The sequence below is a fragment of the Humibacter sp. RRB41 genome, assembly GCF_022761015.1.
Classification (GTDB): domain Bacteria; phylum Actinomycetota; class Actinomycetes; order Actinomycetales; family Microbacteriaceae; genus Humibacter.
Genome location: NZ_JAKWJQ010000001.1, coordinates 710,956 through 735,742 on the forward strand (window position 1 = coordinate 710,956; position 24,787 = coordinate 735,742).

Genomic DNA, 24,787 nt, shown 5'->3' on the forward strand with positions numbered 1-24,787 from the left:
CGGGACTACAACCCGGGACCCTGAGTAGGCATTACGTTCTCCACCTTCGATCTCCTCCATGCGGGGCACATAATGATGCTCGCCAAGGCGAAGCGACAATGTGACTACCTGATCTGCAGGCTGCAGATGGACCCGACGATCGACCGTCCCGAAAAGAATGCGCCAACCCACACTGTTGTGGAGAGGTACATCCAATTGCGCGGCTGCACATACGTTGACGAGATCGTCCCGTACTCCACCGAGCAGGACCTACAAGACATCCTGCGCTCATTCCAACTCGATGTGCGGTCGTCCGGGACGAATACCGTGATCACGACTCCACGGGCCGCAGCTACTGCGAAGAACGCGGGATCGATCTGTACTTCAATGCGCGAGACCACAGGTTCTCCAGCTCCAGCCTGAGACAGATCGTCGCAGCTAGGGAAGCCGAACGCACTGAACGATGCGCGATCCTCCGGCGGACGTTGAGCGGTGTCGGGATGCGAGATCGATCTAGCTCTTGTTGCGGGGTTTTTGAGCGTAAGCAATGCCGTGCCGGATCCTTGCGACGGCTCCCAGTGCCGCAAAAAGTACAAGTGAGATCGTCAGGGCGACCGTGAACAGTGGTTGCGCGCCACGGCTGAGGATCTCTCCGGTCAGTCCGATGAAGAAGAGGCAACACGTCACTATCGCCGTTGCCAGGTATGCGCGGGCGTAGGACCGCATCCTGTTACCAAGAGGTTCAGGTCGTGCCATCACCGATCCCGCTCGCCAGAGAATCACCCTAGTTCGTCAAAATACAGTCCCATCGCTCGAACCGCATAACGCCCGGCACCGCCGGCGGATCATTATTGACTCGTGGGGCTCGCCGCGGTGACGTGGTACTTGAACCCGATGTGGGAGTCGATGAAGCCGAGGCGCCGGTAGAAACGGTGTGCGTCGACCCTCGCGGCATCCGACGTGAGCTGCACAACCGATGCACGCACGTCGATGGCCGCACGCTCCACAACCCACCGCATCAGCGCGCTCCCGATGCCCGACGAACGCTCCGTGCTCGAGATTCGGACCGCCTCAACCAGCAGACGGGTGCTCCCGCGGCGCGCCATACCAGGGATGAGAGTCAGCTGGAACGTCCCCACGACCGAACCGGCATCGTCAACGGCCACGAGCACGTCGTTGCCGGGATCCTGGATGATCCGATCGAGTGCGGCGTCGTACGCCGGCTCGTCCTGGTCGCTGGCAACGTCACCGCGGCCGGAACTGATCGGGTCGTCCGACAGCAGTCGCATGATCGCGTGGAGGTCATCGCGCCGCGCATGCCGCAGATGCAGCTTCGCGGTTGCCGTGTCGAATGAGACAGGGAGCTTGAGAAGGTCGAGCACACCCCATCCTCTCAATCACGCGAAGCTCGCTGACCATACCAGCCCCCACAGCGCCCGCAAGTCGATCCTCGAGCGTGCGCCTCAGCCTCAGCCAGGTAAGTTGAGGAATTCCGTTGCGCGATGCACGCTGATAGTTTCGCCAGGCTGCCATCTCGTGCTCGAAATTCCGAGTGAGAGACAGGACCGGCGGATCACCTTGCAGATCCCCGTGGGGCGCCGGCGTTCGGCGCGATCGGATTCGCTGCCAGCCTGGCGGCGCGGTATTCGTGCCGGTCTGCGGTGATCCTCGGGTCCTCGGTCGTCGTGGCATCTCGCCCAGGTCAGTCCAGCGCTCGCACTTCGTCGACGGTGTTCCGGATGAGTTGCTCGAGTTCGTCGTCGGATGTTCCGTCCCAGTCGGCTACGGCGCGTCGGAAGGCTACCATTCCGATTCGGGCTGCCAGGGCCGCGGACGGCGTCGGCATGCCTCGCGCGGTCAGTGCCGCGGCGATCGCCTCGATGAGCGCAGCCGTCTTCGCGTGTGCGCGCTCTTGCAGTGCAGGCGTGACCTCGATGATCGCCTGACGCGATACTGCGACACTTCTGCCGGCGACGAACAAGGGGACGCTTGCGGTGAACGCGCGAGTCAGCACGTTCAGCGGAGACTCCTCTGAGGGTGCGGTCTCGATCGCACTGACGATGGTGTTGCGGAGCTCCATCTCGCCGTCGAAGAGCACCTCCCGCTTGTCCGCGAAGTGGCGGAAGTAGGTGCGCTCGGTTACTCCGGCCCGGGCAGCGATCTGCGCCGTCGTCGTCGTGTTGAAGCCGCGTTCTCGGTAGAGCTCCAACGCGGCTTCGCGCAGTCGTCTGCGCGCGTCGGCGCCGCTTCGAGGCATGAAGGGATCTTAGCGCTGATGAGTCAGTCACTGTCGAAACGTGATACTGTCAGTGACTGTCACTACGAGGACGGTGCCGTCACGAAATGAGTCAGGAGTCGCCATGTCCACCATCACCTCCCGAGTTCTCTGCTTTTACGACTACGGGGAGCCGCTCGACGTTCTGCGGTACGAGGTCGCCGAGGTCGCAGACCCGCCCGCCGACCGGGTCCGAGTGCGAGTCGAGGCGACGGGCCTCAACCCCGCTGACTGGCAGATCTGCCGAGGGTTCATGGCCGGCTCACTGCCACGCGGTGTTGGCTGCGATGTCGCAGGTCGAGTGGATGCCGTCGGCGAGAATGTGACCGATGTCGCGATCGGCGACCTGGTCGTCGGCTCCGCGGACTATGCAGGTCAACCGAGCGCCGGCGCCGCTGAGGTCGCGATCCTGCGCTCCTGGACACCGATCCCCGACGGTCTCGACCCTGTCAACGCGGCAACCCTGCCCATGGTCGTCCAGACGGCCGTATGGACCATCGATGCGATGGGCGTCGACTCCGACACCACTCTGCTCGTCCACGGCGCGGGCTCCATGGTCGGCTATGCGGCCGTGCAGGTCGCCCTCGATCGCGGCGCGAATGTGATCGCGACGGCCGGGCCCGCCCTCGAAGCTGACCTCACCGGTTTCGGCGCGCACGTCACGCGCTACGGCGAAGGAATGGTCGACCGGGTGCGCGAGCTGGCGACGGGTCCGGTGGATTTGGTGTTGGATGCTGCTCCGCCCGTAACCGGAATCATCCCGACTCTGATCGAAACCGTGCGCGACCCCAACGACGTCGTGACAGTCAGCAACCACGACGACGCGAGACAACTCGGCGCACGAGTGAACCTGGACATGCTTCGCATCAATGGCTGGCCAGCCTACGACCCGACCGTCCAGTACGCGGCGAAGGCGGCCAAGGGTGAGTTCCGCCTACCCATCGGCCGCACTTTCCCTCTCGACGACTGGCGCTCCGCTGTGGAGCTCAGCCTTGGCCGCGCGCCGCACGGAAAGATCGTGCTCATTCCCTGAACGCAGTTCGCTTTCGAGCGGCTCACTCCTGGCCGAGTGCCGCCACTCGGGTCGTCTACCCGGGCGGGTCCCGGCTCAAAATGCTGCCTGCCCCCCTGATCGTTCAGACCCCAGAGCGAGGCGAACAATCAACCTTCTGATCGGCTAGGAATGCTCGTAGAACAAGGGAAGGCTCGAAGTACTCGGCCACCTACCGCGGAATCTGAAACAGCTCCTTCGCCCGCTCGATCCCTGAACCGAGGTACGAGGATTGTCCGCAAGCCCATCGTGTTGCGGGCGGGACTCCAAGGTCCGTTCGATCGTTGAACGTAGGCTGACCGGATGAGCCAAGCCGGCGACCGCCATCGACGTGGACGGCACGGATTCATCGTGTTCGGGTTGATCGCGGTGGTTCTCGGTGTGTTCCTCGCGGTCGGCCAGCTGGCGGCTGGCAACTATAAGGGGTCAACCTTCAAGTGCTTGGTCGAGGGGCCGAGCTCTGAACTGGCCGAGGTCTCCGAACGTGCCGGTGTTGTAACCGGCTACCCCACGATGTGGCCGCTGGGTCGCGCCTGCGAATGGGACCGAGCTGACGGCGCCGGCACGATCACGACGTACTCCGGCAGTTGGCTGGGAACTATCGTTGCGTTGGGGCTTCTGGTCGGCGGGATCACACTCGCAGGCTTTGCGCCCCTCGGACCCCTGCGGAGGATGAAACCAGGGTGTGAGCCGGGCTGAGCAACTCACCCAGAACCTCTGCGAGTAAGCCGATCCTCATGCGTACGCCGGGGTATACCGGCGACGAGCCGTCCGACTGTGCGCGTGTCGAAGGCGGCTGAGCACTGGCGTCGCAGGTCGCTTCGCATAGCGGACCGTTGAGATTGGGCTGCTTGTCGAAGGTTGAGTTCGGTTGGTGGAGTGCCTGATCCTCGAAGCGATTATGGTCGGAGTCATGGCCAGCCGACTGCAAGAGATCATCGTGGACTGCTCGGATCCCCGAGCACAGGCGAGGTTCTGGTGTGAGGTGCTCGGATATGTTGTCTACGACCCCGAGTCCGAGGACGCCGCCGAGATCGTGGAGATTGGTCCACCTCCCGAGCCCGCGGCGGATGACCGGGTCGCCGACTTGCGGGCGGCTCCTGCCGTTCCGACCATCAGCTTCCTCCGCGTGCCGGAGGAAAAGTCCGTCAAGAACCGGCTGCACCTGGACCTCTCGCCTGTGGACACGAACCAGGACGCAGAGCTGGAACGCATCCTGGCCGCCGGGGCGCGCCGCGTGGACGTCGGACAGGGAGACGGGCGGTCATGGGTGGTCCTCGCTGATCCGGAGGGCAACGAGTTCTGCCTACTTCGCAGCCTGGCTCCCGGCAGCTGGCCGATGTGACGCGCTCGCTCACGGAGCCGATGGCTCGTTCTCACAGAACCCGATCCGACGTACGGAGACACCCTGTACGACACGAAGACCCTTCAACCAGACGCTGCACCTCCCCCAACAACGAAGCGGCTGCGCGAGAGCTGGCAGAGGAAACCGAAATCCGCGCAGAAGCGGCCGATCTCGTGCGGCCGATTTTCCAGGCCGTGCACCCCTATTCGTACGCCGGTGTCGACTACCTCGACTAAACGTTCTTTGCCGTCGCTTTGGATCTCACAGGGGTGAGCTTCGATGGTCTTGACGACGACGCGACCACGAACATCCTGGAAGCTCGACGGCTGGCGCTAGATGACCTCTCTTCTGCAGCTTCACCCGGCGCCAGACCAGCCGGGCAGCGTTCGGTAGCCGATCCCGTTACGCGCCATCGATGTTCATACCGGTTATACTTTGGTGTATGAAAACGGCGATCTCTGTCCCTGACAAGGACTTCGAGCGCTTCGAGCGAGTCGCGGAGCGTAACGGCATGAGTCGTTCCGAGTTCTACCGTCGTGCCGGCGCAAGACTGGCCGACGAGTTGGAAGGCTCAAGCTCTCTGACGACGATCGCCAATGAGGTTCTGAGCCAGGCGGGTCAGCCATCAGACGACGGCCTATTCCTGACGGAGTCGCAACGGATCATCTCCACGAGCTCAGAGTGGTGATCGCCCGAGGCGACATCGTTTGGGCCGACTTCGGTGACCCGCGTGGCTCTGAACCGGGGAAGATCCGGCCCACGGTCGTGTTCCAGGACGACTGGTTGCTGGCGACCTCGATCAACACGGTGCTGGTGATCCCGCTGACCTCGAACCTCGCGCAGGAAGCCTTCCCCGGCAACGTCCTGATCCCCGCCGTTGCATCCGGGCTGAACAAGGACTCGGTCGCCCTGGTCACCCAACTCGGTCCCCTCAGCCGCGAGTACCTGCAGCCCTTCGCCGTTGGCCACCTCCCGCCATACCTCCTCAACGAGCTCGGCACCGGAATACGCCTCGTCACCGGAGCCTGACCCGCGCGCTGACGGGCTCCAGCTGCGGACGTTTCGGTTCTGCGTGACGGTGTGGTGATGAATGAGATACAGGTCGGCTACGCGAGGGTGTCGACTGCTGAACAGGATTTGACTGCTCAGCGGGATGCGCTCGTGCGGCTAGGAGTGGATGAGAGTCGGATCTTCGTCGATCACGGTCTGACGGGCACCAATCGTGCCCGCCCAGGGTTGCGGGAGGCGTTGGCATCGGTTCGATCGGGCGACACATTCGTCGTCACCAAGCTGGATCGTTTGGCGAGATCGTTGCGAGACGCGCGGGACATCGCCGACGAGTTGACGGCCAAGGGGGTTGTCCTGAGTCTGGGCGGGAGCCTGTACGACTCCACCGATCCGGTAGGCAGGTTGCTCTTCAATGTCCTCGGCATGGTGGCCGAGTTCGAAGCCGACCTGATCCGAATGCGGACCAGAGAAGGAATGGCTGTTGCCAAGGCGAAAGGAAAGCTGAAGGGAAAGCAGCCCAAACTGTCGCGAACGCAACGCGCTCATCTGTACGAGCTGATGGACGGATGCCAGTACACCCAGGCCGAACTCGCTGAACTGTTCAGCGTCTCCCGCGCCACCATCTACCGCGAAGGTCGCCGTCGCGCCACAACATCGACCAGCGACTAAACACCAACCCATCCTCGAGCGTGCGCTAGACGACGCACGCTCGAGGACCCACTTATGGGCATGTCGCGCATCGGTCTGTCTGCGGCGGTCGCGCGGTTGCGCCGGCGAACGACTAGCGGCGAGGCTCGTGAATCGAACCTCATATTCACCAGCTTGCGACAGAAGAACGCGGTGGGCGACTCGGCCGTCCGGGAGGAGGTCGAGTTCGTCGTAGATGACCTCAGTCCGCGGGGCGAACAGATTGAGTGAGTCGACTGTGACGCCAGAATCGAGCACGAGCTCCACGTGCCGGTACGTCAGATCCGCGAACTCGTAGCCAGCCTGGAGATCGCCGATCAGTGCTCGCACCTGAAGGGAGTCATCGTCCCCGAACTGAAACCTGCGAATTGTGCGTCACACAAGCTCACCTCTGTCGCTAAGACTCTTGCCCCTCCAGTGAGCGAGGGAACGATCGCGGCGAGATGCTCGTAATAGCGAGCACTCATCGATTCCCACTCATTGTCTTCAAGGTCACCCGAAACCCAATCGCGAGTTAGCCACTTCATCACCACAGCGGCACTTTAGACCGCAATCAACACACGACCGAGTACCGATCGGCGATCGGGAGTTGCACGCGTGATGGTTCTGGCAGAGTGGCTGAGTGCTTTACCCACCTGAGCAGCGCGTGCTCGACGCCGCGCTACGCCAAGCTGAATCGCTGACCGGCGACCCCAATCACACAGTTGCTGCTGCCGCGATGGATCTCACGGGTCGGATCTTCACGGCGGTGAACGACTACCACTTCACCGGTGGCCCGTGCGCGGAGCTGGTGGTCCTCGGGCTTGCGGCGTCCGGTGGCGCGGCACCGTTGACCACGATGGTCGCAGTCGGCGATGGTGGCCGAGGGGTGATCGCGCCGTGCGGGCGCTGCCGTCAGGTGCTCCTCGATCAGCAGCCGGGCTGCAACGTGATCGTGCCGACCTCGAAAGGTCCGGATCTCGTCTCGATCCGGCACCTGCTGCCGTTTACGTACTGGTTCCCGGATGCGAACCCGGAACGGTTCATCCGCTTCAACCCGCGCTACTTCGACGACGTCGTCGCGGGGCGGAAGACTGCGACGACCCGGTTCGACGACCCGTGTGCGGTGGGGCCGGCGTGGTTGGTCTTCGAGTTCGACGATGAGTACAAGCGACTGGGCGGTGTGGTCGATCTCATCGACACCAAGCGATTCGATGAGATCACGGATGCGGATGCTCAGTTGGAAAACGGCAACGTCGCCGATGACCTCAGAAACGGGCTACGGGGCCATTACCCGGGCATCCGCGATGACTCCATCGTGGACGTCGTTCACTTCCACCTAGCGCCCTCCCCGACATAAACACTGCCCGCAACCTCGTGTCGGCAGCGGCCCGGCTTCGGTTGCGCGCTGACCGATCCTCAGAACCGGCTCGCCGGCTTCAACGCGATCCTCCATACGACGACCGAGTCTGCGAGGCCATGCACTTCCTCTGCCACCCCCTCTCCCACGCTGGATCGGCACCGCATACGCAGTTCTCTACGCCGGGGTCGTCGCGTCCATGCCAGCCCTTAACCTCGACCTGCTCAGACTCCGCAAGCCGCGGTGACCGGCCATTACTGCAACCGCATACTCTCGACACCGCACACGTAACGCTCCGACCCACCGCCCCTGGCGCCGCTGCAGCACAAGGGCGATCAAACGACTCAACGGAGAAGGCTTAGATACATCCGCCTCCAGCCCAGAACGATCACAAATGCCGCGAGATAACCGGGCATCCTACGAACGAGCAGGACGTTTCAGAAAACATAGGAACAAACCCAGGATGCTTCACTAAAGGCCACTCCTGCGGTGGCGCAAAATCCGTGCCGCCATCGTCCGGCCCACGGGCTCGTTGTCCTGTGTAGGTAGGCAGCTCGTAGGGCGCGGCTCTGTTCCCGCGAGCACGTTGTGACCTGTGGTCGAAGCGGGCCGGCGGATGAATGCGGCGACCAGCCGCGACGGGGCTTCCGCCCCTGCCGCGGCTGATCTGCCGACCCTGGTTCTCAGGTGGTCCGACGGCGCTTGCGCAGACGGGCGGTCATGAGAAGGGCGCCGAGCCCAAGCAGAAGTGTGCCGAGGGCGATTGGCGGGGTGAGGTTGCTGCCTGTGCTTGCCAGTCCGGCGCCCGGGAGCGTGGTACGGGTGGCGCAGACCGGATCCGTTGAGCCGGTCGGGCAGTTCGCCTGGCTTGCCCCGTCGGGGTCGGTCGGCGTCGTCACGATGTTGATCAGGGCGCCGTCACCAGTGTCGTGCTTGTGTACGGTCATCGTGTACGTGATCCGCACCGTAGTGCCGATGGGCAACGCACCCGTCCAGGACAGGTCTGGCTCTGCGTAATTCAGCGCGCCGGACGTGGCCTTGACGTCGCCGTTGTAGTCGGCGTCGTCAAGCACCTTCGTCATGTTGTCGATCAGTGACGCTGGGTGCGCCGATGTGTACGCGACAGCGCCGACATTGCTGACCTTGATCGTGTAGTGCAGCACATCGCCGAGCTTCACCGTCGACGCGTCGACACTCTTGGCCACGTGGTACGCCGCGATCGGCGTGTGTGTCCGGCACGCAGGATCGGTGGAGCCGGTACCGCAGTTGCTCGAGACTCCCGTCGGTGTCGTGACCGTATTGTCCATCGACAGGTTCCCGTCGTCTGGGCTGTGCACCGTCACCGTGTAAGTGATCGTGACGCTTGCTCTGGATGCGAGAGCTCCGTGCCACGACAGGGTGGGCTTGCCGTAGGAGAGCGTGCCGCTGCTCGTCTTCGCATCCTGGTCATAGCTCGCGTCGTCGAGGACTTTGGTCAGGTCGTCGGTGAACGCCGCCGGGTCGGCCGTCGTGTAGTCGCCTGCTCCGACGTTGGTCGCAACGATCGTGTAGTGGACCTTCTGGCCGAAGTCGGCGTAGCTGAGGTCGACCGTCTTCTTCAGTTGCAGTGCCGGCCCGGGGATGGCGACGGTGCAGTCGGGGTCGGTTGAGTCCGCGGCGCAATTGCTCCCGCCGACGACGGAGTTACGCAGTTGCTTGTCGCCGGTGTCCGGCGTGTTCACGGTGACGGTGTACGTGAACGTCGTCGTGGCGCTGACGGCGAGAGCCCCTCTCCAGGACAGCGTCGGAGTGCTGTAGTCGACGGTGCTGCCGTCGGAGGCCTTCGCATCGTTGTTGTAGGTTGCGTCGTCGAGCACCTTGCTCAGGTCGTCGGTGAACGATGCGGGAGCGGCACTGGTGTATGCGACCTGGCCGTTGTTGTGCGCGGTGATCGTATACGTGATCGTCTCACCGGGCTGCACCGTCGTCTTGTCGGCGACCTTGGTGACGATGAACGACTGCACTTCGTGCGTCACGATGCAGTCTGCCGGGTCGGACGATGCAGGGTCACAGTTGGTGTGCGGCATGGTCACCGTGTTGGTGAGGATGCCATCACCGGTGAGCGGGGAGTTCACGGTGACGGAGTAGGTGATGGTCACGACCTGCCCCGGGGTGAGCAGAGGCGCGGTCCAGGTCAGCACGTGTGCGGCGGAGTCGACCGAGACGGTTCCGGCGGCGCCCGACGCGGTGGTCGCCACCGCGTCGTTGTTGTATGTCGCGTCATCGGTCACGCCTGCCAGGGAGTCCGTCAGAGAGGGCGACAGGTATGGTGCCACACTGTCTGCCGGCTCGGTCACGGTGATTGTGTACTGGATCTTCTGTCTGGGCGACACCGCTGCGCCGGAGGCGCTGCTGGAGGTCTTGACCACGTGTGGAGCCTGCGGGACGAGCACGCCCGCAGGGTCGTTCACGGTGATCTGCGGTGGGCAGGTGCTGCCCGCGCAGGGCGGTGTCACAGAGGCCGAGGCAGTGTTCACCGTCGTGCCGACGGTGGCGGTCGCGATGCACTGGTGCGACGCTGTCGCACCAGGTGCCAGGCTCGCGATGGTGAAGGTGCATGCGCTGTAGTGGTCATCCATCACTGGAATATTCGTCAGGGTCCCGGTGCCGACGTTGGTTACCACGATGGCGTAGTGGATGGTGTCCCCGGCGGAGTATTGCTGATAGTCAGCAGGCGAGTTGGCATCCTGCCAGTCCGAGTTCTGTGATCCTGGAGTGGTTGCCGGGTCTCCGTCCTTTTCGAGCACGTACTTCTTCAGATCCAGTGCGTAGCAGTCGCCGATCGTGGTCGTGGCCGAGGAGAGCATCGGCAGGCCGGTGTGCCCCGCGATGGAGTCGGCCGTGTTCACGATCTTCTGGCCCGGCTTGTTTTCCGACGACGCCGGGTTGGCGCAGTCGGTGCCGGCTGGGGTGCTGAAGGCGATGCGAATGTTCTGCGAGGCGCCCGGGGCGAGTGCTGGTCCGATGATCCGGATCCCCGTCGGGTGCGCCGGTTCGGTCGTGGACCATCCGACCGTGTTGTCGCTGATGGAACCGGGCGTTCCGCCGTTCGATGCCGAGCGAGAGTCCTCGCTCAGCGAGGTCCGGGCGGCTGTCGTGTAGTACACGGTCGCTCCGGATGGTGCGTCGACCCCGGTGATCGTGTAGCTGCCGTTGATGTTGGTCCCATCGGTGTCACCCTTGGCCGGAAGAACGTCGATCGTGTCGGTGAACGGGTTCGTCACCGGATCTTGCGAGTTGACCACGAGGTCCCACGCGGACGAGTCGCCGTAAAAGGACAGCACGTTAGCCTCCACCGATTTGCCCAGTGTCGTGGCACCGCTGTTCGGTACGATCACGCTTGCGCTGGCCTGCCTCGCGGCGGCCGGTCTGTTGTCACCTGGCACGTCGATCTCGGCCGTATTGGTCAGCACCGTTCCCGGCGCGATCGCACTGTTCGGTGCCGTCTCCGCTTTATAGATGATGTGCTGAGCCGTGTTCGCGGGAACGCCGGTGAAGGTCCAGGTGAGGACCTGCTGACCACTCCCGTTCGTCGTGACCACGGGGGCCGGAGTGGCGGAACCGGCGACATAGCTCATACCGGTCGGCAAGGTGTCCACCACCGGGAACGTCTGCGCCGGCGGGGTCGAGACGCTGATGTCGGCTTCGGCGGTCAGCTGGTAGGTGACCGGGACGCCGGGCAGCGCAGAGGTGTCGGGAGTGGTTTTGGTGATCACGCCATTGGCGCCCTGGATGCGCATGGCGTCGCGTTGGCCGTTAGTGTTGCACGCCGGCGCGGCGTAAGTGCAGCCGGGGATCGTCGCATACACGGTGTTGTTCCCGGAGATGTTGATGTAGTTGTTCAGCGCAGGCCAACCCCCGGGGAAGACGGTGCTCGTGTCATAGGAAGCGTTGAAGGCGCCGACGGTCCACGAGTCGGATCCGACGGTTGCCGTCGTGGGCACGTAACCCCATGCGCGCAGGGTGTGGTGCGCTTGCTTGTCGACCGCAGGGTTCCAGGTCATCTTCACGGCTGTGACGCCTGCAGGAAGCGTCACGAGGCAGTTGTCATCCGAGTACACCGGCGAGATGTAGTTGGTGCGCGTTGCGCAGACGGGCGAGATGGTTGCCTCAGTCCACGGGCTCCCCGCGACTCCGACGGGCTCGCCACAGGTCTCGGTCTTCGTGTCGATGGCATCTGTGCGATACCAGATGTGGGCCGAGGTGATGTTCGACAGCGCCGCACCGTCGACTCCGTAGAAGTCGACGTTGGTGGCGGTGAAGTCGGCGGTGTTCGCGAACATCGTGCACTCGCCGGCGAGGTCGGCGCCGCCCGGGCCGGTGTACGTGGTCCAGGCCGTGCTGTCGGCGTTGCTCAGCACCGGGAGCTCGTTGTTCGGCACCGGAGTTCCGGGGCTGGTGGAGCTACCTGCGCCCGGTATCGGGAAGGTGTCGCCCTCGCTGGCGCCCGGCGCCGCGAAGTACGCTGCATCCCACGCGGTGCGGCCTGCGCCGGGTCCAGTCGGCGCCCATTGGTCGGCGAACGCACCGGGCAGAACCAGCGTGGTGTCCGACGCGTCGTTGGCGGCGCTCGTCTCGGGCTGTGTAACGCCGTCGGTGAAGGTGAACGTACTCGGCGTAGCGGTGAAGTCGACACCCGTGCTCGCCGTGATCGGCGTCGGGTAGCTGAAGATCAGCTTCCCGGACGCGACGAAGTTCGTGGCGGACGGGATCGCGGTGCCCAGACTGTCGGCCGTGGGCACGTGCTGAAGCGAGTAGTCAAGCCCGGTCAACGTCACCGTATACGTGGTGCCGCTGCCGCTGATGGTGCAGCTCGGGTCGTTGGTTCGGTTCGGGTGCGTCGTGTCGGAGTACGGGATGCCGGTGGCCTGCGCACTGTCGTCGACTGGTGCGCAGCCCTCCCACTGCAGCCCGGTGAGCTGCCCCGCGACAGTCGGAGAGACGTTGAGGGTGAAGGTGTACGTCGAAGGTCCGGGGATGCTGCCTGCAGACATGCTCAGCCCGTAGTCGACGATCACCGTCTGACGGTTGCCGCCGCTGCGGCTCGGGGCGGTGGATTGCTGATAGTTCTGGTTCGGCGCGCTGATCACGAGGTCCATGCCGTGCGACCCGGTGATCGACAACTGCGGTGTCACAGCTGGCCCGGCCGGAGCGGTCGCCGAATCCGAGGTGGCGGTGCCGGACACCGACAGCCGCGAACCGACGGCGCCGGTGGACTTCACCCGGGCCCGGATGACCGTCGCAGTGCCCTCTTTGATCGTGCCGAGGTTGCACAGCAGTTGCGTGCCGTTCGCGGTGATCGCCGAAGGCGGCGTGACTCCCGTCGTCGCACAGACCGGCGGGATGCTGACGAACACGCCGTTGGCGACCGTCAGCGTCGCGCGCACGTTGTTGACGGGATCGTTGGCCGCGGGGTTGGTGGCGTCGTTCGTGTTCACGTGAAACTCTGCCGTGACCGTTGTGCCGTACGGCGCATTGGTCGGCGTCGGCGACCCCGCCCAGTCGGCCGTGATTTCGTGCTTCGCAGTCGTCGCCGCAAGCGCAGGTGAGGGCTGCGCGAGCAGGACGATCACCATCGCGACCGTGACCACACTGATACAAGCAACCAGCAGGTGCCACCGCCCGTGCCACCACGCAGAGGACAAGAATCCACGACTGTCCAGGCCCATCGGACCCCCCTCACCATTCCCCGAAATGGACGTCCCCCGTGGAGCATCCTGCGCACCGGCGATCCCACACCCACACCATCTGGTATTCGAGCCACCGGCCGAACTTCAGTTTGTTAGAGCGCGGGTCTCTGGAACGGACCGGGCCGCAAACTTCATCGGGCTTTCATCGGGGTAAATGAGGGCGTATCCGGCCCGAGGCGGAGCGGGCGGCTTAACACGGCGAATGCTTCATCGGGGCTTCATCGTGTTCCCGCCCGGCGGCGGGAGACTGTTCGACGGCTGTAACCGCAACGAGTGGGCTATACATATTCCAGTGGGATGGAGAAGTTCAGCACCCCCACTCCGAGGGCGAGATTTTGGGAGGCCAACGTTCCATGGGGATGAGTAATCTTCGGAGCACTTCAAGCGCGGCCAAACAGTGATCCACTCGCCCAATGGCGTAATCCTGTCCCGGCCCCGAATCCTGGCAAGCCTCGACCGCGAGGTGCCGTTGTGTCTGCTCCGTGCTCCGACCGGCTTCGGGAAGAGCGTTCTTGTGCGGCAGTGGTTGACGGACGCCGCCGGTGAGGGGCGAGACGTCGCCACGCTCCGGGTGCGCTCAGGAGAGGGCGATCAAAACGGATTCTGGATTTCATTGGTCGACGCGCTGACCGATGCCGGCATCCCCCTGCCTGCGATGGCAAACAGTCGAAGCACACAATCACTCGCGGCCAGAATGATCTCCACCGCAGGCCACCCGCTGACGGTATGGATTGACAACTTCGAAAACGTCACGGTCGAGGGAGCCGCTGAGGGACTCATCGATCTGGCTACTCATGTCCCCGGCTTCCGACTCATTGTCGGCATGCGGAGTTTCCAGAGCTTCGCTCCGCACACCGTCCGAGGGATCCCGACTGTCACGGTCACGGCGCGCGACTTGCTCTTCACGCAGGAAGAGATCACAGAGCTGTTCCACCTGGCAGGGCTCGAAGCCGCCGGTGATCTCGCTGCGACCGTCCACGAGGGGATCGGCGGATGGCCGGCCATGGTGCACGCGCTCGTCGAGGCGATGACATACGGTACGGTCGACGACGTTCCCGCACTGATGGAGCGGGTTGCCTCCGGGTGGCTCCGCGAACTCCTGCCGCGGATTCCAAGCACCGCGCTCATTGATTTCGCACTGACATCCTCCGTCCCCGAGAGCGTCACCCCAGACTTGGCCGGACTCGTATCAGCCAACGAGTCGTCCGGCGCATACCTGGAAAGGCTCATCGCTACCGGCCTACTGACCCCCGACGCGTCCGGCTCCGAGTCTGAGTATCGGTGGGCACCAACAGCCCGCAAGGTGCTACGCGATGAACTCGAGCGACGCGACCCCGGACGCCTCCGGACATTGAGCGCACAACTTGGTCGCTGGTACGCAGAGCAGGGACGGCCGGCGGCGGCGCTCCAACACGCGATCGCCGCCGAGGACTGGCACCTCGTGGTCAGCATCATCGACCGACACTGGCGAACCCTCATACTCAATCACCGCGATAACCTCAACACCGCTATTCTCGCGACCCCTAAAGAGGAGTTCTTCGCGACGCCCGAGGCAACCCCGTCCCGGGCCATCCGTAGCATCTTCCTCCAGCAGGACGAGTCGACCATAAGCGCCGACATCCTTCCCGCCCTCGCCACCGACCTCGCCGAACTGGGAGCAAGCCAGCGCGCTCCCTCGGCGATCGGCGCTGCGCTGGCCTGCCTCCTGGCTCTACGTACCTCAGCCCGATGGGTGGAGGCCATCGAGCTCAGCAACCGCATCGTGACCGTGGCCGAAGCAGCGCGCGCGGCTCGACCACGGACGGTCGTCGACCTCTACGCATCCGTGCAATTCTTCGCCGGCGAGACCTCGCTCATCGCCGGCGACCTGCTCACCGCTGCCGCCCGCTTCGAGCGCGCCTTCCGCCGCTCCACGGATGGCGCGTTCGACTACGTCGAAGCCGACGCGGCCGCAAAACTCGCACTCACACACGCGCTGCACGGCAATCTCCCCGAAGCGACGGTTTGGCTTCGCCGCCACAGGCGGAGCGCCGCCGCCAAACCACCGACGACCTGGCTCGCGCCGTTCATGCAGACCTCAGGCCACACGGCACGAATGCTTCTTGCCACGGACACGCTCGACTTCGCCGAGGCCGCCGCCGCGGAAATAGCCCTGCTCGATAACGTCCTTCCCAACACACTCTCGACCTACGAGCTCTACGCCCGATCGCTCCTGGCAGTCAGCACCCGGAACGCCGCAGGCGTCCTGGAGTCGATCGACCGAGCCAACGCGACACTCGGTACGGCTACCCTCCCCCAGCCCTTCGCGTCACTAACCGCCCACATCGCCGCCGACGCACACCTCGCACTGGGCCACGGGAACCAGGCACACCGCATCGCAAACGACCTCTACCGTGGTCATACATTGCTGCAGACCACCCGCGCGCGCCTCGCGCTGCTCGCCGCCGAGCCGAGCGAGGCGCTACGCCTCGCGAAGAACACTAGTTGGGAACACCAGGCCAGCCGACGGCACCGGCTCGAGATGCTCGTGATCAAAGCCGTCGCCGCCTATCGAATGGGCGACGACTCACTTGCCACCACATCCCTCGGTCGCGCCGCCAGCACCGCCCAACACACCGGAATGGTGCGCCCGTTCACCACGGTCCCGCAACACGACCTCCTGACGCTCGCCTCCCACCTCACCCCGTCCCAGCGCAGACTGATCGAGTCGTCGCTCGAAACCAGCCGCGAGATCTACCCGGACTCCATCACGCTGATCAACCTCACCCCTCGCGAGCAGCAAGTACTCGACCGCATCATCGCAGGGCAATCAATTCGCCAGATCGCGATGTCGCTCCAGATTACCTACAGCACCGTCCGCACACAGCAGCGCAGCCTCTACCGCAAGCTCAACGCCTCGAACCGACTCGAGGCCGTCGCGAATGCACGGGAAACCGGCCTGACATCGGCCGGCTAATTCGACGATCGCGTTTACACAATGTGTCCAGGTCGGCGGTAATGGTGCTGCCAGACGACCAGGCAACCCCTCCCGATGTCCGTTCCGCTTGCGGACGTCATGAGCCGCATGGCTTTCTGGTCTGTTCCTCTGGTTGCGTACATTGCAATGATCGAAATGTGCAGCTGATCCATCACTCCGACGCAGGATCCCAATACACGTCGATCCGACTCACAGACCATCTAGCGTTGGAGGAGATCGCACCCTCGATCGGAACCGTCGGCGACGCATATGACAACGCCCTGATGGAGACGATCAATGGCGTCTACAAGGCCGAATGCATCCGCACCACCGTCTTCCATCAAGGCCCGTTTAAGACCCCGCGGACGTCGAGTTCGCGACCGCCGGCTGGGTCGACTGGTACAACACCCGCCGACTCCACGGTAGCCTCGGCATGCTCAGCCCCAAGCAATTCGAGGCAGACCACTGCGCGACCCTCAACCGAGAGCCGCAACCCGCATAACAGCGGCACCAAACCTAAGACGGTTCAAAACCAGGCTTTGAGCCGGACTGAGCAACTCACCCAGAACCTCTGCGCGTAAGCCGATCCGCTCGTGTTCATCTCGAATGGGCGCATTGCGTGGGCAGGCTCGCAGAGGTCTATTCGTCTGTTTATCTGTCCGGTTGATCGCTGTTTGTCTCTCGGGTTGGCCGCTGTACGTCCTCGCGGAGGCGGAGTGTCCTTGCGCCGATGATCACTGCAAGAACGACGATCATGAACCCAAGGAATGCGATCACGAACTCGGGCACGGAATCGGGAAACGATGCTGATTGGTGTTTGTCCACCCAGACCCCGATTCGGGCAGCGTCGATATAGGTCATGACCATGATGGCGACGCCCAGGACACCGAGAGTCCAGGAGATGATCGCCAAGAACTTCGTCATCGCACATCTCCATTCTCGAGTGTTGCAGTTGCCCTGGTTCGCCGATATTCCCCGGCAGCAGAGAGGAACATCCCGTGAGCATAGCTGCAACGTGGTCACGGGCCGGGCAGCCGATCGACGAAATGCCGAAGCCCAACCGCGGTGGCGATGCCCACTGATCGCACGGTGCCGCGCCTGCATCGCTGACCGACCCGCTTGTGGCGTACCTGGCCACATCGCGTCGCGCGGACTGTCGTTGCTACCGTCTAGTTCATGCAGACGCTCAGCGGTGGGTCGCTTGATCCGATAGCTGCGTCCGCCGAGGTCAACAGAAAGGGCCGGCCAACTCGATGAGCACGGTCGAGGAGATCACGCCCGGATGGCATCTCGTGGCGATGGTTTGGGACGGTGATCCCATCCAGGTTCGAGGACTTGATCCGTGGACCTCCTCCTGGATGGCGACGGACAGGAGGATCGTCATCGCCCATCCCGATTACCCTTCGCAGCGGCACACTCTCTTGGTGTTTCGCGCGGCCGCGTCTAGCGGCCGCTTCGTGACGTTCGCGGCGGGCGAACTATCCAACCTCGCGTGGGCTTTCTTTGTGCCCGACCGGGTGCTCGAGCGCGATCTCGAATGGTGACACCGGCTGCGCGGCCAAGATTGTCACACATCGATGCACGCAGACCGATCGCTCGGCGAGCTGCCGCTTCCCGGTATAGGACGAGTCCGGGCATGCCGTTGGGTGCGTCGGGGCCATGTCCGATGGCGACAAATCCAAGTTGTTCGTAGAGGCGTAGCGCCGGTGTTTTCATGTCGCTGGTCTGCAACCACACACAACTGTTGTCGATGCCCGCCAGCCAAGCATTGAGCACTCGGGCGCCGAGCCTTGTCCCAGTGGCGTCAGGGTGCCGAGCAAGGAGTGAGAGCACGTGCGTTCCCTCAAGGGTCTGGGACACCACTCCGAGGCGCTCCCGCAGTTGCGCGGACCATGCGTCTTGCTGCTCTGACCAGCTCCACGGATGGCCGTACGCAAAGGCAACCAAACGTCCGTGCTCCATCGCGGTCACCGCTGACAGATCCTCGCTCGACAATGCAAACGCGTAGAGACGAGCGAAGAGGTCGGCAACGGACTCAGGCTCGCTCAGCGGCGGCTCCACCGACGCGGCGCGGTAAAGCTCACGCACCTCCGCTTCAGAGGGCATGTTCTCCCGGTCGGCGACGCTGAAGAACTTGATCACGAGCAAACACTAGCGACCGGCCGCGACAGCCCGGAAGCCGGTCTCTCATCGGACGCTGATGGTCGCTCGGCACGTCTTCAAAGGTCGAGATTCAGTTCGACCGAACTGATTGCCTTGCACTTCCGCCGCGCGTACTCGATTTCACCCTGTGTCGCTGATCCGAGGTAGCCGCCTTCGCTCACCACCCGAACCTCATCGGCCAGATCGATCCGCCTCAAATGCAACTCCGCAAGGGCTGCACGTATTGATGGCGTGAGTTCTTCGCTGATCGTTTCGGGGCCAAGCACGATAACGCCTTGGGCGGTTAGACGTTGCCGTTCTGACTGGAACAGGTGTTGAAAACGCAGCGAACCGCAAAGACACACGATCTTGGGTCGCTCGCTGGCGTCCACTCCTGCATCCGTCATGTGTCGACCCTACGGCGAGCCCGCTCCCAGATCTCCGCGCCGACATCCGATAGCCGGTCGCCAACTGATGCCTTGTGCTTTCGTGTCGGTGGTGCGAATTACGGTCAAATGGTGGCAACTCTCAACGACCTGCGCCGGAGCGCCGCTGCGTTGCCCGGTAGCGAGGAGCGAGCGACGACGGGCGGTGCTGCATGGTTCGTTCGCGGCAAGCTGTATGCGTGGGAGTGCCATCCCTGGCCGAGCGTCCCCGCTGACATGCGCGAGATAGTCGCGGCCGAGCTCGTCGTCGGGGTGAAAGTCGCTGACCGAATGGACGCGCTCGCTCTTATCGAAATGGCGCCCGACGTGTTCCTGCGCACCACGACCCCCTGGGGTCAGCCGAAGGTTGCCTTCCGAATGGCCGGCATCGGCGAAGATCATCTTGCCGAGCTCGTGTCGGAAGCGTGGAGCGTCCAGGCTCCGAAGTATCTGCGGCGAGAGTTCAACGACCTCGGCCGTTAGACGATCGATCAGACAACGATTGCCAACCGGCCGTGCTTGCGAAGCTGACCTCGCGTGCCTAGGCTGACTCTCCTTTGTGAACCCGCCCAAGGCGCATCTACCCGGTAAGGGTGCGTCCAGCCCGCAGTTGGTGAGGGTGGCTGCCCGTTCGAGCCGGGCCGGGTCCGGGGGTCTCACAGTTGCTGCGGGCACGGTCGGAGACTCCGCCCTTCCCGTCGTCCGCTGAGCGATCCGTAATGGAGCGCCTCGTCTGCTCGTTTGGGCTTATCGTCAAAGGTCCGCCTAATGGGAGAGAGAGCGCGCCCGTGCGCAACTTCAACGCATCACGGGTATCCCTCAGCGCCGATTGGGTGGCGCGGCGGTTCACGTCCGACGCACCCGAATACGTTTGGCATGCAGAGTGGCGCGTTCGGCTGACCATCGGTAGCGCTGCAGAGTTGCGGGTCATCGTCCTTACCCGTGCAGGCGATTCCATTCGCTGGAGGAAGCGAGACCGCGATGCACCAACATCGTTCAATGTCACTGTCCCATTCGAGCTCCCACTCGATGAGGAGCCAGCGTCAGACGCGTGGACTGCGCTCGGCGGCAAGCCAGAGTCACCGCGGCTCGGCTCTCTCGTGCCGATCCTACGAGGACGTGGCCACGAGTGGCACCAGGCATTCCTGGCACTCGACCGCCATGACACGGAAGGACTTCGAAACCACCGTTGGCGGCCACGACTCGACCTCAACTCTGACTCCGTCGATTTCTTGCTCTTCTGGCACGGGATGAGGGGACACCTGACCGCAGCGCAACTGGATTCGTAGATGCGCGCGGAAGGATCCCCAGCGGCGCATTGCGACGGGCCTGAAGGCCTTCCGCGGTTCGTTCGGTGAGGCGCCACAATGGCGGGATGACTCACGACGACGTGCTTGATCAGATCGCTGTCCTGCCGCCATCGAGCCAAAGAGACGCGTACATCGAATTCGTGTCATCCCGAGGCGACGCGAGCCTTCGACGTGACGGCGGCCCCGAACATGTCACCGCATCGTGCTTCGTGTTCTCGCCCGACCTTGAGAGCACCCTGCTGTGCTTCCACCGCAAAGGGAACTTCTGGGTGCAGTTCGGTGGTCACATCGAGCCAGAGGACGACACCGTCGCGGATGCCGCGGTCCGGGAAGCACGCGAAGAGTCCGGCATCCACGACCTCACACTTCTGACCGAATCGATCGTGGACCTGAATCGGCACGAACTGAACAGCGGCTTCTCCTGCGCCACTCACTGGGACGTCGGCTTCGTTGCAATCGCCGACCCACACGCAACCATCACCGTCAGCGACGAAAGCGAAGACGTGCGCTGGTTCCCACTCCACGACCTCCCGCCGAACACACCCGACGGACTCACCACACGGCTCGACCACGCCAAAACAGCGATCATCGCACTCTAGCGGATCCGCTGACGATCATCGCCCCAGATCGCATCGTGTACACCGAGCACTGGCTGCGTAAGCAGGGATACAAGCCCCAGCAGGCCCGGCACGCGATGCCCATAAGCTAGCCCCCCGGACAAGGATCCTGCTGCGCAATATGAGTGCGGCTATGCCGGACCGGTGAGGGTCACCTCGACGTCTGCCGCGTCAATGCGCATTGCTCCCCAACTGCCGTCGAGGGTGTAGATCGTCCCATGCCATTGGAACGAGTCAATGGCGTCATAGTCATGCGCGCCGTTCGCGTCGATAGCTGGAGGGGCGCCCTGACCAGACCACGTGAGCGATGTGACGCCCGTGAACTGGATCGTCCCGGTCCGGCCGTAATACATGTCGCCTGCCCTCGGAGGTTTCAGCTCGGGGTGGTCCTTAGCGAAGGTGAGATCCATTTCGAACTCAACGACGCCGGGGCGAGCGGAGATTCCGAGCACCCAGCTCTCTTCGAGCACGACGTATGCGAGCGCGGGAATTGATGTGTAGTCGAGCACAAGGCGACCGTAGCTGCCATCACAGTAACGCCGTAGATGGATCCGGCTGCGCGCGCTACTCGGCGCTTGATTCGAGCAGCGCAAGTAAGTGCTGGTTGCGTTTCCGGATCAGCTTGCGCAGATAAGGAACCAGCACAAGAGACTCGGCAACCCGACCGAACACCGGCGACGCGAGCGTGATCGTGTCCGTCATGCGAGTGAGACCATCCGCCTCTTCGAATAGATGCTCGTGGCGGAACGACTTGAACGGGCCCGCCACCTGCTCATCCACAAACCGGTCCGGCCCTTCCAGCTCTGTGATCTTTGACGTCATCGTGAACCACACCCCGAAATGCCGTGCCCGCCAGGTCACTGTCTGTCCCAGTCCAATTCGCCCCCTCATGACTCCATCGACGGCGCGTTCCCCGCTTTGCCGCATCGAACCCACGTGCGCGTCAATGTCCAACGAAACCTCGAACAGTGCAGCGATCGATCGAGGCGTCTCCGTGACCAGGACCAACACGCTCGGCATACGAGGATTCTGCCCGAATCGGCGATCCCTATCAGCGCGCAACGGGATCGTCTTTCGAGGAATGGGGGAGCAGGTCTGAGCGTGAGCCCGAGTCGAGCTGGCCATGGCAGCGCTGTCCCGAACGGGGGGACTGCGTCGATGTCTAGGCTTAGATCGAGTCCATGGCCATGACCGGGGTCAACTGGCCGGATCTCCACGACACTCACGGCGCTCCGTTCGCAATGGGACCCGGAGAGGGAAAGACAATGTCGAAAGAAACGAACTCGCTGACACTGAACCCGCAATTGGAGAAGTTTCAGACGTCGCTCATCGCAAAGTATGCTGCGGCGAATCAGACAGCGAAGCGAGGCCAGATCGTCTTCGTCGGCTCCAGCCTGATGGAGATCTTCCCCATCGAGCAATGGGAGGAGGCGGGCGAAGTCGCCTTCGACAAGTACATCTACAACCGCGCCGTGCGAGCCACAACCACGGCGTTCCTGTTGAAGCACATCGACACGCAGGTCTTCGATCTAGAGCCGTCGAAGATCTTCATCAACATCGGCACGAACGACATCGGGTTCCAGATACCGGAGGAGGAGTTCTTGACCAACGAGCGTGAGATCTTCCGCCAGATCACTGAGCGCCTGCCCGGCTGCGAAACCTACGCGCTGAGGTACTACCCGATCAACACGGTCGACTTCCAGAACGACGAGGACGAGAAAACGCTCTTCGCGACCCGCTCAAACCCCGTTTTCCAGGCCGCCTCGGACAAGATCGAGGCACTCTCAGGCGAGTTCGGCTTCCACTTCATCGACGTAAGCGCGGGCCTGGCCGACGAGCGCGGCAACCTGAAGAAGGAGCTGACCTTCGACGGGGCCCACCTCAACCCCGACGGCTACCGAGTGGTATTGACCAACCTCACGCCGTATCTGTAACGGGAGCGCCCCCGGCCACGGGCGCGGAAGACGATCCGCTTGCGCGTTGGGGTCTCAGTCTTTCTGGCGTTTGGATTGGCGTTGCAGGTTCATTTCTCGGGCTCGGTCGTCTGTTGGGGTGGAAGCGACGCCACCGCTGGTAGCGGTCGCGCCCATCGTGACGGGCGCACGGTCAGCGTCGCGCACTCGAGGGGGTGTGGACGTCGGCCATACTTCGATGAGGTATCTCTCACCGCGTGGGAAGTCCTCTACGAGGTCCCAGATGTCGTTATCGCGAGTGCGGTACACACGCGGATGCGAAGCCAACCGCTGGCAGCCACCTCGTGGATGGTTCCGAAGTCTTCTGGTCCCGCGACTCTGACCTTTGCCGCTGGGGACGCGCATCGTCGCTTCGGCGACGTCGTCCCAGTCGCCTTCGGATTCCCGTGTTGGCGGCTCCTGAAGCACGTGGACGGGGACCTCGAGCTTGCCTGCTGCAATACCTGTGAATACTTGGATCTCGCGTTCACGGGACCCCAGGAACCAGTCCTCATCATCCGGTGGCACGGCTGGGGACATCCAGGAATCCTCGGCGTCGGTGATGGAGAAGAAATGCCAATCCACAGCAACGACGCCCATAACCCCAGCGTATGACGCTGCCACACAACAACCACGGTGAGGGATGGTGCTGCGGGCAATGTGATTAGGCGGAAATGCCCAAGCAGCTGAGCCATTCGGGCCAGGAGGCGGGGTCGGCATCGATGTAACTGGCGAACAGATCCGCCTCGGTCACCCCTAGCCGGTTGTACGCATCGATGAAGGCCGCAAGAGCGTCATAACCTTGCTCAACTGTCAGGATGGCCGGGTCTTCGGGGGGCGCTGAGGTTATTTGGAAACCCACTGGAAATGACGGCCGGAAGGCTTTGACGTAGGTCAAAGCAGCATGCCAACGCTGTATGGCGCTCGCGTCATTGACTTCGGAGGCAAGTTCAGCCGTATCTCGTGCCGACGAGAACCACGTGAACGCGTGAGCGGCCATGAAGGCCTCAGCGACCGAGTACTCTCGAACTTCCACGAACGACAGCTTCGCATACAAGCAGTTGTCGGCCGCCTGTGGAGTAGTCGCTGACACACGCCCCGCAACAGGATCGGCTTACGGACACACGCCATCCCTGCGGCCTTCGATTGTGGTTCTTCCGGGTGGGCGAATTCGGAATCGTTGCTGCGGCCGGCCCTGGCCCAGGGTGAGTCGGTAGCTTCCGTTCAGGCAGCGGTGGCCGTGCTCGAGAACATTCCCGGTGGGTTCTCGATCGGGCTGCTCCACACGACGGGAACCTGCCGCATCACGAGCACGTGGTCGAACTGTGCGGTGCCCGCCGGGAGCGCATCGAAGAAGCTCGACTCCACCCGCAAGACGTGACCGGGCTCGACTCGCCACGCGTTGGTGTCGAGCCGCAAAGCTTCGAGGCGCCCTGAACGCGTTGGAGACCAGCCCACGGCGTCCTTCCGGAAAAACTCCGACGCCGTAGTGAGGTCGGAGAAGAGCGTGCTGCGAAACATTCCCCGGGCCACGACCTCGACATCGACGCGAAGGTGAAGGTCGGCCGCGTCGAACTTGACGCTCAAGTTCGACGCGGACTCAACGGACTCGACCGTTGCCCGCTCATGCACACCGGGGAACACGCGGCCACCAGCGACCCGTGCGAGCACCGAGGCACTGTGCCGACGCGGAATATACACACCAGTCCGCAGACCTTCAGGCCCGTCCCACTCCACAGCAACACGGTGAGCCGCGTTCTCACTTCGATGACCTACCGTCGCCGGCATCCACGCTGGCCGAAAATGGCCGAGCCTGATCAGACACACCCCGGCCACCGCACTACCGTCGACGACTTGCGGGCGCAAGCCTTCGGGAAGCAAAGTTGCCCCTGCATCGGGATCAACCCGGTAGTTCACGAGAAGACGGCGCTCAATAGTCGCTGCCATACAGGGAATAGTCATCGCCACGCTT

The 24,787-nt window shown here is 63.4% G+C and carries 24 protein-coding genes and 1 pseudogene; 14 read left to right on the forward strand and 11 right to left on the reverse strand.

The annotated features are described in order from the left end of the window. The first annotated feature begins 30 nt into the window (after positions 1–30). Positions 31–402, forward strand: a complete 372-nt coding sequence (locus MJ603_RS18845) for an adenylyltransferase/cytidyltransferase family protein (protein WP_374230836.1) — start codon at positions 31–33, stop codon at positions 400–402. 425 nt (positions 403–827) lie between these two features. Here the strand turns inward: MJ603_RS18845 and MJ603_RS03465 are convergent, their stop codons facing one another. Both MJ603_RS03465 and MJ603_RS03470 read right to left on the reverse strand, forming a co-directional pair. Beyond that, complete coding sequence (locus MJ603_RS03465; RefSeq protein ID WP_243062259.1) at positions 828–1,361, reverse strand: GNAT family N-acetyltransferase; 534 nt, start codon at positions 1,359–1,361, stop codon at positions 828–830. A 320-nt stretch (positions 1,362–1,681) separates the two neighbouring features. Beyond that, positions 1,682–2,236 (reverse strand): TetR/AcrR family transcriptional regulator, encoded by a 555-nt coding sequence (locus tag MJ603_RS03470; protein WP_243062260.1) that lies wholly within the window; start codon positions 2,234–2,236, stop codon positions 1,682–1,684. Between the two features lie 103 nt (positions 2,237–2,339). Here MJ603_RS03470 and MJ603_RS03475 point away from each other — a divergent pair, with 103 nt between their 5' ends. The 7 genes from MJ603_RS03475 (at position 2,340) to MJ603_RS18710 (ending at position 7,684) form a co-directional block, all read left to right on the forward strand. Continuing rightward, the gene (locus MJ603_RS03475; RefSeq protein ID WP_243062261.1) at positions 2,340–3,287 is read left to right on the forward strand and encodes an NADP-dependent oxidoreductase; all 948 of its coding nucleotides are present in this window, start codon (positions 2,340–2,342) and stop codon (positions 3,285–3,287) included. A 321-nt stretch (positions 3,288–3,608) separates the two neighbouring features. Continuing rightward, positions 3,609–4,004 carry a hypothetical protein gene (locus tag MJ603_RS03480; RefSeq protein ID WP_243062262.1) on the forward strand — a complete coding sequence of 132 codons (396 nt, stop codon included), beginning with the start codon at positions 3,609–3,611 and terminating at the stop codon, positions 4,002–4,004. 214 nt (positions 4,005–4,218) lie between these two features. Beyond that, positions 4,219–4,650, forward strand: a complete 432-nt coding sequence (locus MJ603_RS03485) for a VOC family protein (RefSeq protein WP_243062263.1) — start codon at positions 4,219–4,221, stop codon at positions 4,648–4,650. 442 nt (positions 4,651–5,092) lie between these two features. Beyond that, on the forward strand, positions 5,093–5,338 hold the full coding sequence (locus tag MJ603_RS03490) for a ribbon-helix-helix domain-containing protein (protein WP_243062264.1): 246 nt from the start codon (positions 5,093–5,095) through the stop codon (positions 5,336–5,338). Continuing rightward, a complete protein-coding gene (locus MJ603_RS03495; RefSeq protein ID WP_243062265.1) occupies positions 5,332–5,679 on the forward strand; it encodes a type II toxin-antitoxin system PemK/MazF family toxin in 348 nt (115 codons plus the stop codon). The genes MJ603_RS03490 and MJ603_RS03495 overlap by 7 nt, the downstream gene beginning before the upstream one ends. Positions 5,680–5,736: 57 nt before the next feature. After that, positions 5,737–6,327: a recombinase family protein gene (locus tag MJ603_RS03500; protein ID WP_243062266.1), complete on the forward strand. Its 591-nt coding sequence runs from the start codon at positions 5,737–5,739 to the stop codon at positions 6,325–6,327. Between the two features lie 640 nt (positions 6,328–6,967). After that, positions 6,968–7,684 carry an ASCH domain-containing protein gene (locus MJ603_RS18710; RefSeq protein WP_243062267.1) on the forward strand — a complete coding sequence of 239 codons (717 nt, stop codon included), beginning with the start codon at positions 6,968–6,970 and terminating at the stop codon, positions 7,682–7,684. Between the two features lie 683 nt (positions 7,685–8,367). On the opposite strand, the gene MJ603_RS03510 is transcribed toward MJ603_RS18710, so the two are convergent. Further along, the gene (locus MJ603_RS03510; RefSeq protein ID WP_243062268.1) at positions 8,368–13,392 is read right to left on the reverse strand and encodes an isopeptide-forming domain-containing fimbrial protein; all 5,025 of its coding nucleotides are present in this window, start codon (positions 13,390–13,392) and stop codon (positions 8,368–8,370) included. 2,641 nt (positions 13,393–16,033) lie between these two features. On the opposite strand from MJ603_RS03510, the gene MJ603_RS18850 reads away from it, so the two are divergent. Together MJ603_RS18850 and MJ603_RS03520 are read left to right on the forward strand one after the other, a co-directional pair. Then, a complete protein-coding gene (locus MJ603_RS18850; protein ID WP_374230837.1) occupies positions 16,034–16,369 on the forward strand; it encodes a response regulator transcription factor in 336 nt (111 codons plus the stop codon). Positions 16,370–16,530: 161 nt separating this feature from the next. Further along, positions 16,531–16,871 (forward strand): annotated as a pseudogene (locus MJ603_RS03520) (transposase); the annotation flags it as partial. 149 nt (positions 16,872–17,020) lie between these two features. On the opposite strand, the gene MJ603_RS03525 reads toward MJ603_RS03520, so the two are convergent. After that, positions 17,021–17,293 carry a hypothetical protein gene (locus tag MJ603_RS03525; protein ID WP_243062270.1) on the reverse strand — a complete coding sequence of 91 codons (273 nt, stop codon included), beginning with the start codon at positions 17,291–17,293 and terminating at the stop codon, positions 17,021–17,023. A gap of 329 nt (positions 17,294–17,622) precedes the next feature. On the opposite strand from MJ603_RS03525, the gene MJ603_RS03530 reads away from it, so the two are divergent. Beyond that, complete coding sequence (locus tag MJ603_RS03530; RefSeq protein ID WP_243062271.1) at positions 17,623–17,913, forward strand: hypothetical protein; 291 nt, start codon at positions 17,623–17,625, stop codon at positions 17,911–17,913. Here the strand turns inward: MJ603_RS03530 and MJ603_RS18855 are convergent. Next, positions 17,813–18,475, reverse strand: a complete 663-nt coding sequence (locus MJ603_RS18855) for a GNAT family N-acetyltransferase (protein WP_374230838.1) — start codon at positions 18,473–18,475, stop codon at positions 17,813–17,815. The two genes, MJ603_RS03530 and MJ603_RS18855, sit on opposite strands and share 101 nt — an antisense overlap. Before the next feature lie 113 nt (positions 18,476–18,588). Further along, complete coding sequence (locus tag MJ603_RS03535; RefSeq protein ID WP_243062272.1) at positions 18,589–18,918, reverse strand: hypothetical protein; 330 nt, start codon at positions 18,916–18,918, stop codon at positions 18,589–18,591. 108 nt (positions 18,919–19,026) lie between these two features. Between MJ603_RS03535 and MJ603_RS03540 the strand changes: the two genes are divergently transcribed. Together MJ603_RS03540 and MJ603_RS03545 are read left to right on the forward strand one after the other, a co-directional pair. Further along, positions 19,027–19,419: a hypothetical protein gene (locus MJ603_RS03540; protein WP_243062273.1), complete on the forward strand. Its 393-nt coding sequence runs from the start codon at positions 19,027–19,029 to the stop codon at positions 19,417–19,419. Between the two features lie 892 nt (positions 19,420–20,311). Then, a complete protein-coding gene (locus MJ603_RS03545; RefSeq protein WP_243062274.1) occupies positions 20,312–20,845 on the forward strand; it encodes an NUDIX hydrolase in 534 nt (177 codons plus the stop codon). Positions 20,846–20,994: 149 nt separating this feature from the next. Here the strand turns inward: MJ603_RS03545 and MJ603_RS03550 are convergent, their stop codons facing one another. Together MJ603_RS03550 and MJ603_RS03555 are read right to left on the reverse strand one after the other, a co-directional pair. After that, complete coding sequence (locus MJ603_RS03550; protein WP_243062275.1) at positions 20,995–21,372, reverse strand: hypothetical protein; 378 nt, start codon at positions 21,370–21,372, stop codon at positions 20,995–20,997. A gap of 55 nt (positions 21,373–21,427) precedes the next feature. After that, positions 21,428–21,883, reverse strand: coding sequence for an SRPBCC family protein (locus tag MJ603_RS03555; protein ID WP_243062276.1), 456 nt, complete (start codon positions 21,881–21,883; stop codon positions 21,428–21,430). Between the two features lie 245 nt (positions 21,884–22,128). On the opposite strand from MJ603_RS03555, the gene MJ603_RS03560 reads away from it, so the two are divergent. Then, positions 22,129–22,797, forward strand: coding sequence for an SGNH/GDSL hydrolase family protein (locus MJ603_RS03560; protein WP_243062277.1), 669 nt, complete (start codon positions 22,129–22,131; stop codon positions 22,795–22,797). A 54-nt stretch (positions 22,798–22,851) separates the two neighbouring features. On the opposite strand, the gene MJ603_RS03565 is transcribed toward MJ603_RS03560, so the two are convergent. The 3 genes from MJ603_RS03565 to MJ603_RS03575 form a co-directional block, all read right to left on the reverse strand. Further along, complete coding sequence (locus MJ603_RS03565; protein WP_243062278.1) at positions 22,852–23,415, reverse strand: hypothetical protein; 564 nt, start codon at positions 23,413–23,415, stop codon at positions 22,852–22,854. Between the two features lie 64 nt (positions 23,416–23,479). Next, positions 23,480–23,851, reverse strand: a complete 372-nt coding sequence (locus tag MJ603_RS03570) for a hypothetical protein (protein WP_243062279.1) — start codon at positions 23,849–23,851, stop codon at positions 23,480–23,482. 188 nt (positions 23,852–24,039) lie between these two features. After that, positions 24,040–24,777: a DUF2071 domain-containing protein gene (locus MJ603_RS03575; RefSeq protein WP_243062718.1), complete on the reverse strand. Its 738-nt coding sequence runs from the start codon at positions 24,775–24,777 to the stop codon at positions 24,040–24,042. Between the last annotated feature and the right edge of the window lie 10 nt (positions 24,778–24,787).

What these genes read in the sequence shown, in the direction of transcription:
- MJ603_RS03565 (WP_243062278.1), bottom strand. Translation starts at nt 23,415, where the DNA reads ATGGGCGTCGTTGCTGTGGATTGGCATTTCTTCTCCATCACCGACGCC.
- MJ603_RS03555 (WP_243062276.1), bottom strand. Translation starts at nt 21,883, where the DNA reads ATGCCGAGCGTGTTGGTCCTGGTCACGGAGACGCCTCGATCGATCGCT.
- MJ603_RS03545 (WP_243062274.1), top strand. Translation starts at nt 20,312, where the DNA reads ATGACTCACGACGACGTGCTTGATCAGATCGCTGTCCTGCCGCCATCG.
- MJ603_RS03575 (WP_243062718.1), bottom strand. Translation starts at nt 24,777, where the DNA reads ATGACTATTCCCTGTATGGCAGCGACTATTGAGCGCCGTCTTCTCGTG.
- MJ603_RS03560 (WP_243062277.1), top strand. Translation starts at nt 22,129, where the DNA reads ATGTCGAAAGAAACGAACTCGCTGACACTGAACCCGCAATTGGAGAAG.
- MJ603_RS03525 (WP_243062270.1), bottom strand. Translation starts at nt 17,293, where the DNA reads ATGACGAAGTTCTTGGCGATCATCTCCTGGACTCTCGGTGTCCTGGGC.
- MJ603_RS03470 (WP_243062260.1), bottom strand. Translation starts at nt 2,236, where the DNA reads ATGCCTCGAAGCGGCGCCGACGCGCGCAGACGACTGCGCGAAGCCGCG.
- MJ603_RS03475 (WP_243062261.1), top strand. Translation starts at nt 2,340, where the DNA reads ATGTCCACCATCACCTCCCGAGTTCTCTGCTTTTACGACTACGGGGAG.
- MJ603_RS03540 (WP_243062273.1), top strand. Translation starts at nt 19,027, where the DNA reads ATGGTGGCAACTCTCAACGACCTGCGCCGGAGCGCCGCTGCGTTGCCC.
- MJ603_RS03510 (WP_243062268.1), bottom strand. Translation starts at nt 13,392, where the DNA reads ATGGGCCTGGACAGTCGTGGATTCTTGTCCTCTGCGTGGTGGCACGGG.
- MJ603_RS03480 (WP_243062262.1), top strand. Translation starts at nt 3,609, where the DNA reads ATGAGCCAAGCCGGCGACCGCCATCGACGTGGACGGCACGGATTCATC.
- MJ603_RS18850 (WP_374230837.1), top strand. Translation starts at nt 16,034, where the DNA reads ATGGTGCGCCCGTTCACCACGGTCCCGCAACACGACCTCCTGACGCTC.
- MJ603_RS03485 (WP_243062263.1), top strand. Translation starts at nt 4,219, where the DNA reads ATGGCCAGCCGACTGCAAGAGATCATCGTGGACTGCTCGGATCCCCGA.
- MJ603_RS03490 (WP_243062264.1), top strand. Translation starts at nt 5,093, where the DNA reads ATGAAAACGGCGATCTCTGTCCCTGACAAGGACTTCGAGCGCTTCGAG.
- MJ603_RS03500 (WP_243062266.1), top strand. Translation starts at nt 5,737, where the DNA reads ATGAATGAGATACAGGTCGGCTACGCGAGGGTGTCGACTGCTGAACAG.
- MJ603_RS18855 (WP_374230838.1), bottom strand. Translation starts at nt 18,475, where the DNA reads ATGCCCTCTGAAGCGGAGGTGCGTGAGCTTTACCGCGCCGCGTCGGTG.
- MJ603_RS03535 (WP_243062272.1), bottom strand. Translation starts at nt 18,918, where the DNA reads ATGACGGATGCAGGAGTGGACGCCAGCGAGCGACCCAAGATCGTGTGT.
- MJ603_RS03530 (WP_243062271.1), top strand. Translation starts at nt 17,623, where the DNA reads ATGAGCACGGTCGAGGAGATCACGCCCGGATGGCATCTCGTGGCGATG.